This window comes from Streptomyces sp. NBC_01294, from assembly GCF_035917235.1.
Taxonomy (GTDB): Bacteria; Actinomycetota; Actinomycetes; order Streptomycetales; family Streptomycetaceae; genus Streptomyces; species Streptomyces caledonius.
Genome location: NZ_CP108423.1, coordinates 5,222,364 through 5,237,254 on the forward strand (window position 1 = coordinate 5,222,364; position 14,891 = coordinate 5,237,254).

Below are 14,891 nucleotides of genomic sequence, written 5' to 3' on the forward strand. Positions count from 1 at the left end.
CTCAGATTAAGTTACCGACGGGTTGCCCCGGCTGTCCAGACTCGGTCGTACACGCGTGCGTCACACCGTCTCGTCGAGCGTGACATCGCCGTGCGTCACACCGTCTCGTTGTGTGTCACATCGCCGTCCGTCACATCGCCGTCCGTGAGCGCGGCTGTCCGGATACCCCCTTCTGCCGCCCGGGCCGCGTGGGTTGACTCGGTACGCCCGGTCCCTCCCGGCCTTTCCCCCGACAGGACAGGAATCCCACATGCTCAAGAGGCTGTTCAGCCTTGCCGTGGCGACGACGGTGGCCCTCGCGCTCGGCGCGGGCACGGTCCACGCCGAGGCGCAGGAGTCCCCGCAGGCGAAGCGGGTCCACAACGCGATGCAGATCGTCTTCAGCGCCTCCACCCCGGACAGCTTCTGCACCATCGGGGCCGTGGGCGGCGACGGCTACGGGCGGAAGATCGCCATCTCGGCCGGGCACTGCGTCTCGGCCCCCGACCACGCCGACCGCGAGATCCGCGAGGACCTCATACCCGTTTTCCACCGGCAGGACATCGGCTACGGGCCGATCGGGTACGTCCGGTACTTCAAGGATCCGGAGGGGTCCATGACGGGGCACCTCACCAAGGACTACATGGTCATCGAACTGGTCGAGTCCGTGACGCCGTCCTCCCAGGGGCCGCACCTGAAGCAGACCGGGCTGCTGGAGGTGCCGGGCGGGACGCCCAGCCCCAATGCGCTCAGCCCCGCGCAGAACCGGGAGCGGCTGCTCGGCGCGGCCTGGTTCAACAACAACGAGCTGGTCGTCTCCGGCCAGCTGGGCGTCTGGTACGGCCGGATCACCAACAACGACCGGGGCGTTTACCAGGCCCACCCCCAGCACAAGGCCGGTGACTCGGGCGGGCCCGCCATCTGGCACGTGCCGGGGACGGCGTACCCCTCCGAGGCCAACGGGTTCACGGCCGAGGGGCCCTGGGCGGGCATCACCAAGGGGATGATCATCTCGTATCCCTGGTACGTGTACACCAGCTCGGCCAACATCCTGGCCGACCTGCGCGCCCGCGACGCCGCAGACCCCGCCGACGTCTTCGGCGCCGGCTTCCAGGTGACGGCCAACCCCTGACACACGGCGGTGCGGGCGGTGCGGGCGGGGCGGTGGGGCCGCCTGACCGGGTCGGCTACCGCTGCCCTGCCCCGGGAAGCCGGCGCAGGGCGAACCACAGCTCCATCCGGGTGTCCGGGTCGTCCAGGTCGCGCCCCAGCAGGGTGGCCGCCCGGGCGATGCGCTGGCGGACGGTGTTGCGGTGCACGGCCAGGGCCGCGGCCGTGCGGTCCCAGCTGCCGTGGTGGGCGAGCCAGGCGCGCAGCGTCTCCCGGTGGGCCGTCCCCAGCGGGGCCAGCAGGGCCTCGGCGTGGGCGCGGGCCTCCGCCGGGTCGAGGAGGGAATCGAGGCCGCCGGCGGTGTGGCGGACCAGCGGGGTGCGGGCGGCCTCGGCGCGGTCCAGGGCGCGCTGCGCCTGGGCGGCGGCGGTCGCCAGCCCGTCCGGCGCGGCCGGGGCCGACACCCCCAGGGTCCAGCCGGGCTGCGGGGTCGGCTCCCGGTCGGTGATCAGGCGTACGCCGTCCCTGTCCCCGTCCCCGTCCCCGTCCCCGTCACCGTCCCTGTCCTCGTCCCCGTTTCCGTTCCCGTGCGCGTCGAGCAGGACGGTGCCCAGCGCGGCCGCCAGGGCCTGCGGATCACCGCCGCCGCGGGCGCGGACGACGTACCAGGGCCCGGGCGCGAGGGCGTCGGCCGGGTCGTTGTCCAGCAGCAGCCGGGTCAGTGCGGCCGCCTCCGTTCCGGCCGGGCGGCTCGCCGTGAGCAGGGTCAGCAGCACGGCGGCGACGGAGGCGATGGTGTGGTCGCCCGGGGCCCGGGCCGGGGTGGCGAGGGCCAGCGCCTGGCCGCCGCCCACGGCGTAGGCGGCCAGGTGCGTCCCGGCCAGGGTGTCGGTGGCGGTCGCCGCGGAGCCGGGGCCGGGGGCCACCCGCTGCGCGAGCGCGTCGAGGGCGTTGCGCACCTCGGCCCCCGGCTCGACCCCGGCAGCCCCGGCCCACGCCGACCGGATCACGCCACCACCCGGCACGCCGGTGCCCGCGGCCGTGGCCGCGCCCGCTTCCGTACGCGTGGCCGGTGCGAGCAGGCAGGCCCGGCCGCCCAGGGCCGACGCCAGGCGCGAGAGCACCGTGGGGACCGGGTCGGGGCGGGCGGCCGCGGCCGCGAGGGACTGCTGGGCGTCGGTCACCCGGCGCAGCTCGCGGGTACGGGCCTGCGCCATCAGCCGCCAGACGGCCCGGCCCACGGCCGTGAACGGCGTCGCGGGCGGCACCTCCACCAGCGGCAGCCCGTGCCGGGTGCACGCGTCGACCAGGGCCTGCGGCACGCTCTCGTGCACCGGGGTGACCCCGAAGCCGAGGGCGGCGGCCCCGGCCCGGACGAGCCGCTCGACGTACAGCCCGGCGTCCGCCCCGCCGTCCGGGTCCGTCTCCGCCCCCGCGAGCCCCGCCCCCGCCGTGAGCAGCAGCTCCCCGCCCAGCAGGTACGGGGACGGATCCGCCATCTCCGAGGCGTGCACCCCGTGCACCTCGGCCTCGGCGGGCCCGGCCAGCCGGCGCAGACCCAGCTCGCCGTCGGCGAGCAGGCGGCCGAGGGCGACCGGCGGGGTGGGAGGGGCCTCCATGGATACTCCGTACACATTGGGGAGCGGCAGTGGATGAAACGTACACTTCGCGCCCCGCGGACGTCGGCTTACGCTCGAAGGACCGCACTTGTAGGACCTTCAGAAGGGCACCCCCCATGAGCACGCAGCCGCGCGGACCCGTCGACTCCTCCCGCATCCCGCGCTACGCGGGCCCGGCGACCTTCGCCCGGCTGCCCCGCCTCGACGAGGTCGGCTCCGCCGACGTCGCCATCGTCGGCGTGCCCTTCGACTCCGGCGTCTCCTACCGCCCCGGCGCCCGCTTCGGCGGCAACGCGATCCGTGAGGCCTCGCGCCTGCTGCGCCCCTACAACCCGGCGCAGGACGCCTCCCCCTTCGCCCTCGCGCAGGTCGCGGACGCCGGCGACATCGCCGTGAACCCCTTCAACATCAACGAGGCCGTCGAGACGGTCGAGGCCGCCGCCGACGAGCTGCTCGGCGCGGGCTCCCGCCTGATGACCCTCGGCGGCGACCACACCATCGCCCTCCCGCTGCTGCGCTCCGTCGCCAAGAAGCACGGCCCCGTCGCGCTGCTGCACTTCGACGCGCACCTGGACACCTGGGACACCTACTTCGGCGCCGAGTACACCCACGGCACCCCGTTCCGCCGCGCCGTCGAGGAGGGCATCCTCGACACCGAGGCGCTCTCGCACGTCGGCACCCGCGGCCCGCTGTACGGCAAGCAGGACCTGGACGACGACGCCAAGATGGGCTTCGGCATCGTCACCTCCGCGGACGTCTACCGCCGCGGCGCCGACGAGGTGGCCGACCAGCTGCGCCAGCGCATCGGCGACCGCCCGCTCTACATCTCCATCGACATCGACGTCCTGGACCCGGCGCACGCGCCCGGCACCGGCACCCCCGAGGCGGGCGGCATGACCTCCCGCGAGCTCCTGGAGATCATCCGCGGTCTGTCCTCCTGCAACCTCGTTTCCGCCGACGTCGTCGAGGTCGCCCCGGCGTACGATCACGCCGAGATCACCTCGGTCGCGGCCTCGCACACCGCGTACGAGCTGACCACGATCATGTCGCGACAGATCGCGCAGGCGAAGGGCAAGTAAGCGAAGTGACGCACGACCACGACCTGGTACTCCGTCCCACCGAAGCCCAGAAGGCGGCCGCGCTCGCGCCGCCGCCGGGCCGGACGGGCGGGGACCTGGTCGTGGAAACGCTCCGCGGCCTCGGCGCGACCACCGTCTTCGGTCTGCCGGGGCAGCACGCGCTCGCCCTCTTCGACGCGGTCGGCCGCTCCGACCTGCGCCTCGTGGGACTGCGTACGGAGAACAACGCGGGCTTCGCGGCCGACGCGTACGGCCGGATCACGGGCGAGGCGGCGCCGCTGCTGCTCTCCACCGGCCCGGGCGCGCTGATGGCGCTGCCCGCCCTGGCGGAGGCCGCGGCCGCATCGGCGCCCGTCATCGCGATCTCCTCGCAGGTCCCGGTGGCGGGCCTGGGCGGCGGGCGGCGCGGGCACCTGCACGAGCTGCGGGACCAGTCGGCCTCCTTCCGGGACGTGGTGAAGTCCGTCCACACGGTCCGCACCCCCTCCCAGATCCCCTCCGTGATCGCCGAGGCCTGGGAGTCGGCGCTGAGCGCCCCGCACGGCCCGGTGTTCGTCGAGATCCCGGAGGACGTGCTGCGGGCCGAGACCGTCATCCCGCAGGTCACGGGCGTGGACGCGACCCCGCACGAGCTCGCGCCGCGGCCCGAGCTCACGGCGCTCGCCGCCCACTGGCTGGAGAACGCCACCCGACCGGTGATCATCGCGGGCGGCGGCGTCGTCCGCTCCGACGCGGCGGGCAAGCTCAAGCAGCTGGCCGAGCGGCTGAACGCGCCCGTCGTCACCACCTTCGGCGGCAAGGGCGCCTTCCCCTGGACCCACCCGCTCTCCCTCCAGTCCTGGCTGGAGGACCGCCACATGACGGACTTCCTGGAGGACGCGGACGTCCTGCTGGTCGTCGGTTCGGGCCTCGGCGAGCTCTCGTCGAACTACCACACGTTCTTCCCGACGGGCCGGGTCGTCCAGATCGAGGCGGACCTCGGCAAGCTGGAGTCGAACCACGCGGCCCTGGGCATCCACGCGGACGCCCGCCTGGCCCTCCAGGCCCTGCTGGAGACGGTCGCCGAGCGCGAGGACCCGTCCGCCCCGGAGCGGGTCCGCATGGTCCTCGCGGACATCGCCGCCCGTCTCGCGACCCAGGACGTGGCGCTGGAGCAAGAGCTCCTCGCCTCGGTCCGCAAGGCGCTGCCGCCGCGCTCCCCGTCGTTCTGGGACATGACGATCCTGTCCTACTGGGCCTGGTCCGCCTTCGACCCGAAGCACCCCAACACCATGCACTCGGCCCAGGGCGCGGGCGGCCTCGGCTACGCCTTCCCGGCGGCCGTCGGGGCGGCCGTCGCGGAACCGGACACCCCGGTCCTCGCGGTCTCCGGCGACGGCGGCGCGATGTACTCGATCGCGGAGCTGGCCACGGCCCGCCAGCACGACCTCGACGTCACCTGGCTGATCGTGGACGACGGCGGCTACGGCGTCCTGCGCGAGTACATGACCTCGTCCTTCGGGAGCGCGACGGCCACGGAGCTCACCCGCCCCGACTTCGCCGCCCTGGCGGCGTCCTTCGACGTCCCGGCGACCACGACCACCCCGGAATCACTGACGGCCGACCTCAAGAAGGCCCTGGCCACCCCGGGCCCCTCGGTGGTCGTTCTCCCGGCGCTCCTGAGGATGTTCGCCCCGACCCACCTCTGACCCGCGCCCGTTTCCGGCCCCCGGCCCGTCTCCGCCCCCGGCCCGTCTTCGCCCCCGGCCCGTCTTCGCCCCGCGCCCGTCTCCGGCCCCGGCTCATCCGGACGGCCCAGGCCGTCGGGCGCCCGGCCACGCAAAGCCGTTCGATTGTTGCGGCGGGATGAAATCCGCCGGTCGGAGCGTTGGGGCTTCCGGCAGGACAGGACGAACGGGGAGGCCTGACGTGGCGGCGGCGCAGAAAGCGGCTGGGGACAAACAGGGCTGGGGCAGGCGGCTGGCCGGCTACACCTGGCGGTACAAGGCCAACGTGCTGCTCGCACTCGGGTCCTCGCTGGCCGGCATGGCCGTCATGGCGCTCGTGCCACTGGTCACCAAGGTGATCATCGATGACGTCATCGGGGACCAGAGCAAGCCCATGGGCGTCTGGGCCGGGCTGCTCATAGCCGCCGCCCTGGGCGTGTACGTGCTGACCTACATACGCCGGTACTACGGCGGGCGGCTCGCCCTCGACGTTCAGCACGACCTGCGCACCGACATGTTCGGCACCATCGCCCGCCTGGACGGGCGGCGGCAGGACGAGCTGAACACCGGGCAGGTCGTCGGCCGCGGCACCAGCGACCTCCAGCTGATCCAGGGCCTGCTCTTCATGCTGCCCATGACGATCGGCAACTTCCTCCTCTTCGGGATATCCCTCGCGGTCATGCTGTGGCTCTCGCCGCTGCTGACCCTCGTCGCCCTGCTGATGGCCCCCGCCCTCTGGTTCATCGCCAAGCGCAGCCGCAAGAAGCTCTTCCCCGCCACCTGGTGGGCCCAGAGCCAGGCCGCCGCCGTCGCGACCGTCGTCGACGGGGCCGTGACCGGCGTCCGCGTCGTCAAGGGCTTCGGCCAGGAGGAGCAGGAGACCGGCAAGCTGCGCGACGCCGGCCGCCGGCTGTTCGCCGGGCGGATGCGGACCATCCGGCTCAACTCCCGCTACACCCCCGCCCTGCAGGCCGTGCCCGCGTTCGCGCAGGTCGCCATGCTGGCCCTCGGCGGCTGGATGGCCACCGAGGGGCGGGTCACCCTCGGCACCTTCGTGGCCTTCTCCACCTACCTCGCCCAGCTCGTCGGCCCCGTCCGCATGCTCGCCATGGTCCTCACCGTCGGACAGCAGGCCCGCGCCGGCGCGGAGCGGGTGTTCGAGCTCATCGACACCGAGCCCGAGATCGAGGAGGGCGCGCACGACCTTCCCGCCGACGCGCCCGCCACCATCGAGTTCGACGACGTCCGCTTCGGCTACGACCCCGAGCGGCTCGTCCTCGACGGGTTCTCGCTCGCCGTGCCGGAGGGGGAGACCATCGCCGTCGTCGGGGCCTCGGGAAGCGGGAAGTCCACCGTCGCGCTCCTGCTGCCGCGCTTCTACGACGCCGGCAGCGGCACGGTCCGCGTCGGCGGCCACGACGTCCGCGAGCTGACGTACGCGTCCCTGCGCGGCGCGATCGGGCTCGTTCCCGAGGACTCCTTCCTCTTCTCCGACACCATCCGCGCCAACATCGCCTACGGGCACCCCGGCGCCACCGACGAGCAGGTCGAGGCCGCCGCCCGCGCCGCCCAGGCCGACGGGTTCGTCCGGGCCCTGCCCGCCGGGTACGACACCAAGGTCGGCGAGCAGGGGCTCACCCTCTCCGGCGGCCAGCGCCAGCGCATCGCCCTCGCCCGGGCCGTCCTGACCGACCCGCGGCTGCTGCTCCTCGACGACGCCACCTCCGCCGTGGACGCCCGCGTCGAGCACGAGATCCACGAGGCCCTGCGCGCCGTCATGGCCGGGCGCACCACCCTGCTGATCGCCCACCGCCGCTCGACGCTCGCGCTGGCCGACCGGATCGCCGTACTCGACCGCGGGCGGCTCGCCGACCTCGGGACGCACGAGGAGCTGCAGGGCCGGTCGGCGCTCTACCGCAGGCTGCTCACCGACCCCGACGCGCTCGGCGCGGCCTCGCCGCGGACCCCGGACGCTCCCGCGATGACCGAGTTCGAGCGCGAGCTCGACCGGGACCTCGAACGGGACATCGAGCTCGAAGCCGAGATCGACTCCGAGCCCGTCAACGCCAAGCGCAGGGTCGCCGGCGGGATCACCCCCGAGCTGTGGCGCCGCGGGAAGGAGTCCGCCGACGCGGGCGGCGCGGGCGGCGCGGGCGGCGCGCCCGGAGCGGGGGCTTCCGCGGCCGCGGCCGTGGCCGTCGCCGGGGCCCCCGCCACCCCCGACCTGCTCGCGAAGGTGGCCGCGCTGCCGCCCGCCGAGGACCGGCCCGACGTGGACGAGACCCGCGCCGCAGGCGCCGAGGAGAGCTACGGCCTGCGCCGCCTGCTCCGCGGGTTCTGGGCGCCGCTCGCCCTCAGCCTCGGCTTCGTCGCCGTCGACGCGGGCGCCGGACTGCTGCTGCCGATCATGATCCGCAACGGCATCGACCAGGGCGTGGAGCAGGCCGTGCTGGGCGCCGTCTGGCTGGCCGCCGGACTCGCCCTCGCCGTCGTCGTCGTTCAGTGGGCCGCGCAGTTCGCCGAGACCCGGATGACGGGCCGTACCGGCGAGCGCGTGCTGTACTCCCTCCGCGTCAAGATCTTCGCCCAGCTCCAGCGCCTCGGACTCGACTTCTACGAGCGCGAGCTGACCGGCAAGATCATGACCCGGATGACCACCGACGTGGACTCGCTGAGCTCCTTCCTCCAGACCGGGCTCGTCACCGCCGTCGTCTCCGTCCTCACCTTCTTCGGCATCCTGGCCGCCCTGCTCGTCCTCGACGTGGAACTCGCGCTGATCGTCTTCGCGACCCTCCCCGTCCTGGTCGTCGGCACGATCGTCTTCCGCCGCAGGTCCGTCGCCGCCTACGAGCTCGCCCGCGACCGGGTCAGCCTGGTCAACGCCGACCTCCAGGAGTCCGTGTCGGGCCTGCGCATCGTCCAGGCCTTCCGCCGCGAGGACTCCGGCGCCGTCCGCTTCGCCGAGCGCAGCGACTCGTACCGCGAGGCCCGGGTCCGCGGCCAGTGGCTGATATCCGTCTACTTCCCGTTCGTGCAGCTGCTGTCCTCGGGCGCCGCGGCCGCCGTGCTGATCGTCGGCGCGGGCCGGGTCGAGGCCGGGACGCTCACCACCGGCGCGCTGGTCGCCTACCTGCTCTACATCGACCTGTTCTTCGCCCCCGTCCAGCAGCTCTCCCAGGTCTTCGACGGCTACCAGCAGGCCACCGTCTCCCTCGGCCGCATCCAGGGACTGCTGCGCGAGCCCACCACCACCCCGCGGCCGGAGCACCCGCGCGCACTGCCGTCGCTGCGCGGGGAGATCGCCTTCGAGAACGTCCGCTTCCGGTACGGCACGGCCGAGGAGCGGGGCGAGAAGGACGAGGCCCTGGCCGGAATCAGCCTGCGCATACCCGCCGGGCAGACCGTCGCCTTCGTCGGCGAGACCGGCGCCGGAAAGTCCACGCTGGTCAAGATGGTGGCCCGGTTCTACGACCCGACCTCCGGCCGGATCACCGCCGACGGCGCGGACCTGCGGGAGCTCGACCTGACCGCGTACCGCCACCGGCTGGGCGTCGTCCCCCAGGAGTCCTACCTCTTCCCGGGGACCGTCCGCGACGCCATCGCCTACGGGCGGCCCGAGGCGAGCGACGCCGAGGTGGAGGCCGCCGCCCGCGCGGTCGGCGCCCACGACATGATCGCCACCCTCGACGGCGGCTACCTGCACACCGTCGCCGAGCGCGGCCGCAACCTCTCCGCCGGCCAGCGCCAGCTGATCGCGCTGGCCCGCGCCGAACTCGTCGACCCGGACGTGCTGCTCCTCGACGAGGCCACCGCCGCCCTCGACCTGGCCACCGAGGCCCAGGTCAACCAGGCGACGGACCGGCTCGCAGGCAAGCGCACCACCCTGGTGGTGGCGCACCGGCTGACCACCGCCGCGCGCGCCGACCGGGTCGTGGTCATGGACCGGGGCCGGGTCGTGGAGGACGGCACCCACGCCGAACTCCTGGCGCGCGGCGGCCGGTACGCCGAGCTGTGGCGCACCTTCGCCGGCGAGGACGAGCGCGCGGCGGCCTAGGTTGGGTCGTCGTAGTCCCGTCTGGCCGGCGGTACTTTGACGAAACGCCCTAGCGAGGCTCAGGGGCGTCCCGGGCGATCAGAGTTCGCCGAAGAGCAGGTTGCCCGGGGCGTCCTCGGCGGTGCCCGTGTAGTACTCGCGTACCGCGTCGAGGAGTTCGTCCACGGTCAGGGTGCCGTCCCCGTCCGCGTCGATCCGCCGGAACAGCGCATCGGTGTCGGCGGGGTCCAGCCGCGTGTCGAAGGCCTCCTGCGCCGTGTGGAACTCCTCCGGGCTGATGCGTCCGTCGCCGTCGGTGTCGACGATCGTGAGGATCGCCCGCATCAGAGGCCGCAGCGAGCGGTCGTACGCGGGCCCGCCCTGCGCGTACAGCCGCGTCATGCCCAGCTTGTACTCCTCGGGCGTGACCTTGCCGTCCCGGTCCATGTCCAGCTCGGTGAACAGGTCCTGCCAGAAGTCGGCCAGACCGCTCATCACCAGCTCCGCCTTGGGCGAGTCGTCCGGCTCCCCGAGGGCGGTCAGCAGCCGGGAGCCGAGCGCGAAGATGTCGTTCGCGTCGATCACCCCGCTCCGGTCGGCGTCCAGGTGCGTGAAGGCGCGCTGCAGCTTGCGGTCGAGCAGGTCGTTCGTCATGTCGGTGCCTTTCACGGCTACGGCGAGGGGGTGTGTGGTCACCCAGCGTAATCGTCCGCGGGTGGGTGAACTCCCGTTCTCCCGCTGGGAAGTTGCGGATGCACTCGTACGGGGGGCGAGCGGCCCGCCCGGTGTGAGTCCTTGCTCACCGCAACCTTCCGGGCGGTCTGGACGTCGTACGTGCGTGCGCGCGTTGTACGTACGACCGATCGGGGGACAGGGTGTTGCAGAGGTGGAAGGGCCGCGGCCGCCGGGCCGCGTCCCTGGTGGCCTTCACGGCGGCGCTGTGGCTCAGCGTCGGGGGGCTCTTCGCGGCGCCGCCGGCGCAGGCCGCGGCGGCCGGGAGCTGCGGGGGCCGGCTGGCGAGGACGGTGGCGTTCGAGACGGGCGAGGTGCGCGTCTACAAGAGCCGCACCCAGGCCTGCGCCATGACCGTGGCCCGAGTGCCCGGCGAGCGGCGGCAGATGGCCGTGAGCATCCAGCCGCGCGGCGGGGCCCCGGTGCGCGACGCCGGGCGGTTCACCCGCTACGCGGGGCCCGTCACCGTCGGGACGATCAGCCGCTGTGTGTACGTCAAGGGGAACGTGGCAGGCGGATCGGCCGATTCCGGCTGGATCCTGTGCTGAGGGAGCGGCCCAACTAGGTCTGTTCAATGGCGTGTTCACCCGGCTAGGTTCACGGCGACCGAAGTGAACTCAAGGGGAGGGTGAATGCGCAAGACGCTCGGATGGCTGCTGTCACTCGTGGTGCTCATCGGCACCATGGGTGCGGCCGGCTCCACGGCGCAGGCGGCCACAGCCGCGCAGCCGGCGGCCGCGGACATCAAGGACCAGATCCTCGGCATTCCGGGGATGAGCCTCATCGAGGAGAAGCCGTACCCCGGCTACCGCTTCTTCGTACTGAACTACGAGCAGCCGGTGGACCACCGGCAGCCGTGGAAGGGCACCTTCAAGCAGCGCCTGACCCTGTTGCACAAGGACGTCTCGCGGCCGTCGGTGTTCTTCACCTCCGGCTACAACGTCAACACCAACCCGCGCCGCAGCGAGCCGACGACCATCATCGACGGCAACCAGGTGTCCATGGAGTACCGGTTCTTCACGCCCTCCCGGCCCGACCCGGCCAACTGGGCCCACCTGGACATCTGGCAGGCCGCCAGTGACCAGCACCGCATCTTCACCGCCCTGAAGAAGATCTACAAGAAGAACTGGCTGTCCACGGGCGGCAGCAAGGGCGGCATGACGGCGACGTACTACGAGCGCTTCTACCCGCGCGACATGGACGGCGTCGTCGCGTACGTGGCGCCCAACGACGTCGTCAACAAGGAGGACTCGGCCTACGACCGGTTCTTCGCCAAGGTCGGCACCAAGGAGTGCCGCGACAAGCTGAACGCGGTGCAGCGCGAGGCGCTCGTGCGCCGCGAGCCGCTGGAGGCCAAGTACGCGGTGGCCGCGGCCGAGAACGGCTGGACCTTCACCACCGTCGGCAACCTCGACAAGGCCTACGAGGCCGTCGTGCTCGACTACGTGTGGGCCTTCTGGCAGTACAGCCTGCTCGCCGACTGCGCCTCGATCCCGACGGCGGCCACCGCCACCGACCAGGAGATCTGGGACACGATCGACGCGATCTCCGGCTTCTCGGCCTACGCCGACCAGGGCCTCCAGACGTACACGCCGTACTACTACCAGGCGGGTACGCAGCTCGGCTCCCCGGACATCAAGCAGCCGCACCTGGGCAACCTGAGCCGCTACGGCTACCAGCCGCCGCGCAACTTCGTGCCCCGCGACATCCCCATGACCTTCCAGCCGGGGGCCATGGCGGACGTGGACAGGTGGGTGCGCGACAACGCGAACCAGATGCTGTTCGTGTACGGGCAGAACGACCCGTGGGGCGCTGAACCGTTCCGCCTCGGGTACGGGGTGCGCGACAGCTACGTGATGACCGCGCCGGGCGCGAACCACGGGGCGAACGTCGCCAAGCTCCTGGACGGCGAGAAAGCCCTCGCCACCGCGAAGATCCTCCAGTGGGCCGGGGTGGCCCCGGCCGCCGCGCCCGCCGACGCGGGACGGGCGGCGCCGCTGGCGGCGCCGGACGCGCAGCTCGACCAGCACGAGCCGGAGCGCGAGCCGCAGCTGCGGCGGTAGCCGGCCGTAGCAGTCGGCCCGGGGGCGTGTCCGCAGACGGTGCGGGCGCGCCCCCCCGGCCGTGTCCCGCGCCGCTGAGCAGGCCGGATCCCGCCCCTGTGCACCACACCCCGGATTACGATCCACAAGATCACGAAATGGGGGATGAACATGAGGATCGCCTGGTTCGCCTGGGTGGCCCGGCACTTCGGCGAGTACGGATACGGGGACGGCCTGCTGAAGGGCGCGGTCGGCACGGTCGTGGTGCTGCTGACGGCAGGGCTGGTCGGGTACACGCTGCGCCGCTCACGGCCGGCCGCCGTACTGTCCGCGGGCGCCGTCGTCGCCCTGGGCGTCGTGTGGCAGGCCACCCACTGACCGCTCGCTTCAGGTCAACCCGTGGCCCAGCGGGTAGCGGCCCGGGACCGGGACGGGGAGGCGGCCGGCGGGCCTCAGCGTCCCGGTGAGCACCCGGGCCGCCGCCCGCATCTCCACGTCCGTCCAGGAGTAAGTCGCCAGCTCCGCCGCGCAGGCCGGCAGCCGGGCCGGGTCGTACGGGTTGCGGACCGCCAGCACGATCACCGGGACGCCGGTCGCGACCAGGTCCGCCACCAGCGTGTGCTGCGGACTCTTCCCCTCGGGGACGTTGTACGTGCACACCAGCACCGCCGCGTGACCGGCCGCGGCGGCCACGGCGCGGGCGGGCGCCACCGCGGTGGCCCGGCAGCCCAGGGCGGTCAGTTCCCGGGCCAGTACGGCCGTAGGGGGGCCCGTGGTACCCGTGGGGGAGACCGGGTCCGTCCCCGTGACCAGCAGCCGCGGCGCGGCCTTCGCATCGATCGGCACCAGCCCGCGGGGATCGGCCAGCAGGGTCGTCGTGGCGGCGGCGATCGCGTCGGCGGCGTCGAGGTGCTCCCGGATGCCGACGGTGGCGTCCACCTCCGCGCTCGTGGGGTGCGCCTCGTCGAACAGCCCCCGGCGGGACTTCAGTTCCAGGATCCGCAGCACCGACTCCTCGATCCGGGCCTGCGTCAGCTCGCCCGCCTCGACGGCCGCCAGCACGCTGCGGTGCGCGAGCCCCAGGTCCGGGGGGTTCAGCAGCTGGTCGCAGCCCGCCAGGAGGGCCAGTACCGGGACCCGGTCGTCCCCGTACTTCTGGCGGACCCCGGCCATGTCGAGGGCGTCGGTGACCACCACCCCCTGGAAACCCAGGCGTTCCCGCAGGAGGCCGGTGACGATCGGCCGGGAGAGGGTCGCCGGGTCCCCCGAGGGATCGAGCGCGGGGAAGACGATGTGCGCCGTCATGACGGCGTCCACGCCCGCCTCCACCGCGGCCCGGAAGGGCGGCTCGTCGAGCTCCTCCCAGGTGGCGCGGGTGTGCCGCATCACCGGCAGGCCGACGTGGCTGTCGGTCTCGGTGTCCCCGTGGCCCGGGAAGTGCTTGGCGGTCGCGGCCACGCCGGCGCCCTGGTAGCCGCGGACCTGCGCGACGACCATGGCCGCCACGGCCTGCGGGTCCGAGCCGAAGGACCGTACGCCGATCACCGGATTGGCCGGGTTGACGTTGACGTCGGCCACCGGCGCGTAGTCCTGCCGGATGCCCATGGCGGCCAGCTCGGAGCCCGCGATGCGGGCGGCGCGCCGGGCGGCGGCGGTGGAGCCGGCCGCGCCGAGCGCCATCGCCCCCGGGAGCAGGGTCGCGGGCCTGCCGATCCGGGCGACGGCGCCGTGCTCCTGGTCGGTGGAGAGCAGCAGCGGGATCCGGGCGCCGGTGGTGAGGGCGGCCTGCTGGAGGCCGCCCGAGAGCGCCGCGATCTGGTGCGGGGTGCGGGTGTTGTGGGCCCAGGCGAAGTAGACGATCCCGCCGAGGTGGTAGCGGGAGACCAGCTCGGCGGCGGTGCGCACGCCGAACATCTCCTGGTTCTTCTCGGCGTCCACCGGGTCGGGGTCGGTCGCCGAATGCCCGTACGCCCGCGAGACGAAGAGCTGCCCGACCTTCTCGGCGAGGCTCATCCGGGCCACGACGTGGCGCAGCCGGGCCCGGTCGGGACGGCGGCCCGGGTCTTCGCCGGGGGAGCGCGCGTCGTCGGGGGCGTGGTCGCCGCCCCCTGCGGCGGAGGCCCCCGCGGCCGTGGCGGCGGCCAGGGCGGCCGCGGCGAGCAGGGTCCGGCGGGAGGCGTGGTTCGGCACGGGCCGGACCCTACCGGTTGCCCTCCGGGCGGGTTGGCTGTGTGGGGGTGTGTTGTCGAAGTCCCACCGTTTCCCTCCCGGGGTGGGTCGGGTCGGGGGGCCGGTTTGGGCTGGGCGGGGCCGGTTGCCTCCGGCGGGGGTGGCGGTGATGGCGGGGCCGGTTGCCTCCGGCAGGGCCGTTGTGGTGGGGCCGGTTCCGACGGGGCCGGTTGCCTCCGGCAGGGCCGTGGTGGTGGGGCCGGTTCCGACGGGGCCGGTTGCCTCCGGCAGGGCTGTGGTGGTGGGGCCGGTTCCGGCGGGGCCGGGCGCGCGCCGGGGCGTCTCCTCGGGCGCCGAACGTGGCGGGGGGTCGGAGGGTTCGGGGTGGTTGCGTTCGGCGCCCTGCGGGGATCGCCCCGGCA

General features: G+C 73.7%; 10 protein-coding genes. 7 read left to right on the forward strand and 3 right to left on the reverse strand.

Going from position 1 to position 14,891, the window contains the following annotated elements; all coding sequences use genetic code 11:
- Positions 1-250 precede the first annotated feature (250 nt).
- Positions 251-1,111, forward strand: coding sequence for a hypothetical protein (locus OG534_RS23665; RefSeq protein WP_326590492.1), 861 nt, complete (start codon positions 251-253; stop codon positions 1,109-1,111).
- A gap of 55 nt (positions 1,112-1,166) precedes the next feature.
- On the opposite strand, the gene OG534_RS23670 is transcribed toward OG534_RS23665, so the two are convergent.
- Entirely contained in the window at positions 1,167-2,708 is a 1,542-nt protein-coding gene (locus tag OG534_RS23670) for a PucR family transcriptional regulator (protein ID WP_326590494.1), read from the reverse strand.
- 116 nt (positions 2,709-2,824) lie between these two features.
- Between OG534_RS23670 and speB the strand changes: the two genes are divergently transcribed.
- From speB to OG534_RS23685, 3 genes are all read left to right on the forward strand, one after another.
- Positions 2,825-3,787, forward strand: a complete 963-nt coding sequence (speB, locus tag OG534_RS23675; protein WP_326590496.1) for an agmatinase — start codon at positions 2,825-2,827, stop codon at positions 3,785-3,787.
- Positions 3,788-3,792: 5 nt separating this feature from the next.
- The gene (locus OG534_RS23680) at positions 3,793-5,475 is read left to right on the forward strand and encodes a thiamine pyrophosphate-binding protein (protein ID WP_326590498.1); all 1,683 of its coding nucleotides are present in this window, start codon (positions 3,793-3,795) and stop codon (positions 5,473-5,475) included.
- A 220-nt stretch (positions 5,476-5,695) separates the two neighbouring features.
- The gene (locus tag OG534_RS23685; RefSeq protein ID WP_326590499.1) at positions 5,696-9,547 is read left to right on the forward strand and encodes an ABC transporter ATP-binding protein; all 3,852 of its coding nucleotides are present in this window, start codon (positions 5,696-5,698) and stop codon (positions 9,545-9,547) included.
- Between the two features lie 78 nt (positions 9,548-9,625).
- Here the strand turns inward: OG534_RS23685 and OG534_RS23690 are convergent, their stop codons facing one another.
- Complete coding sequence (locus tag OG534_RS23690; RefSeq protein WP_326590501.1) at positions 9,626-10,222, reverse strand: EF-hand domain-containing protein; 597 nt, start codon at positions 10,220-10,222, stop codon at positions 9,626-9,628.
- 179 nt (positions 10,223-10,401) lie between these two features.
- Between OG534_RS23690 and OG534_RS23695 the strand changes: the two genes are divergently transcribed.
- The 3 genes from OG534_RS23695 (at position 10,402) to OG534_RS23705 (ending at position 12,678) form a co-directional block, all read left to right on the forward strand.
- Entirely contained in the window at positions 10,402-10,806 is a 405-nt protein-coding gene (locus OG534_RS23695; RefSeq protein WP_326590503.1) for a hypothetical protein, read from the forward strand.
- An 84-nt stretch (positions 10,807-10,890) separates the two neighbouring features.
- Complete coding sequence (locus OG534_RS23700; protein ID WP_326590505.1) at positions 10,891-12,321, forward strand: S28 family serine protease; 1,431 nt, start codon at positions 10,891-10,893, stop codon at positions 12,319-12,321.
- 144 nt (positions 12,322-12,465) lie between these two features.
- Entirely contained in the window at positions 12,466-12,678 is a 213-nt protein-coding gene (locus OG534_RS23705; RefSeq protein WP_326590507.1) for a hypothetical protein, read from the forward strand.
- Positions 12,679-12,687: 9 nt separating this feature from the next.
- On the opposite strand, the gene OG534_RS23710 is transcribed toward OG534_RS23705, so the two are convergent.
- Positions 12,688-14,490: a glycoside hydrolase family 3 protein gene (locus tag OG534_RS23710; protein ID WP_326590508.1), complete on the reverse strand. Its 1,803-nt coding sequence runs from the start codon at positions 14,488-14,490 to the stop codon at positions 12,688-12,690.
- Positions 14,491-14,891 lie beyond the last annotated feature (401 nt).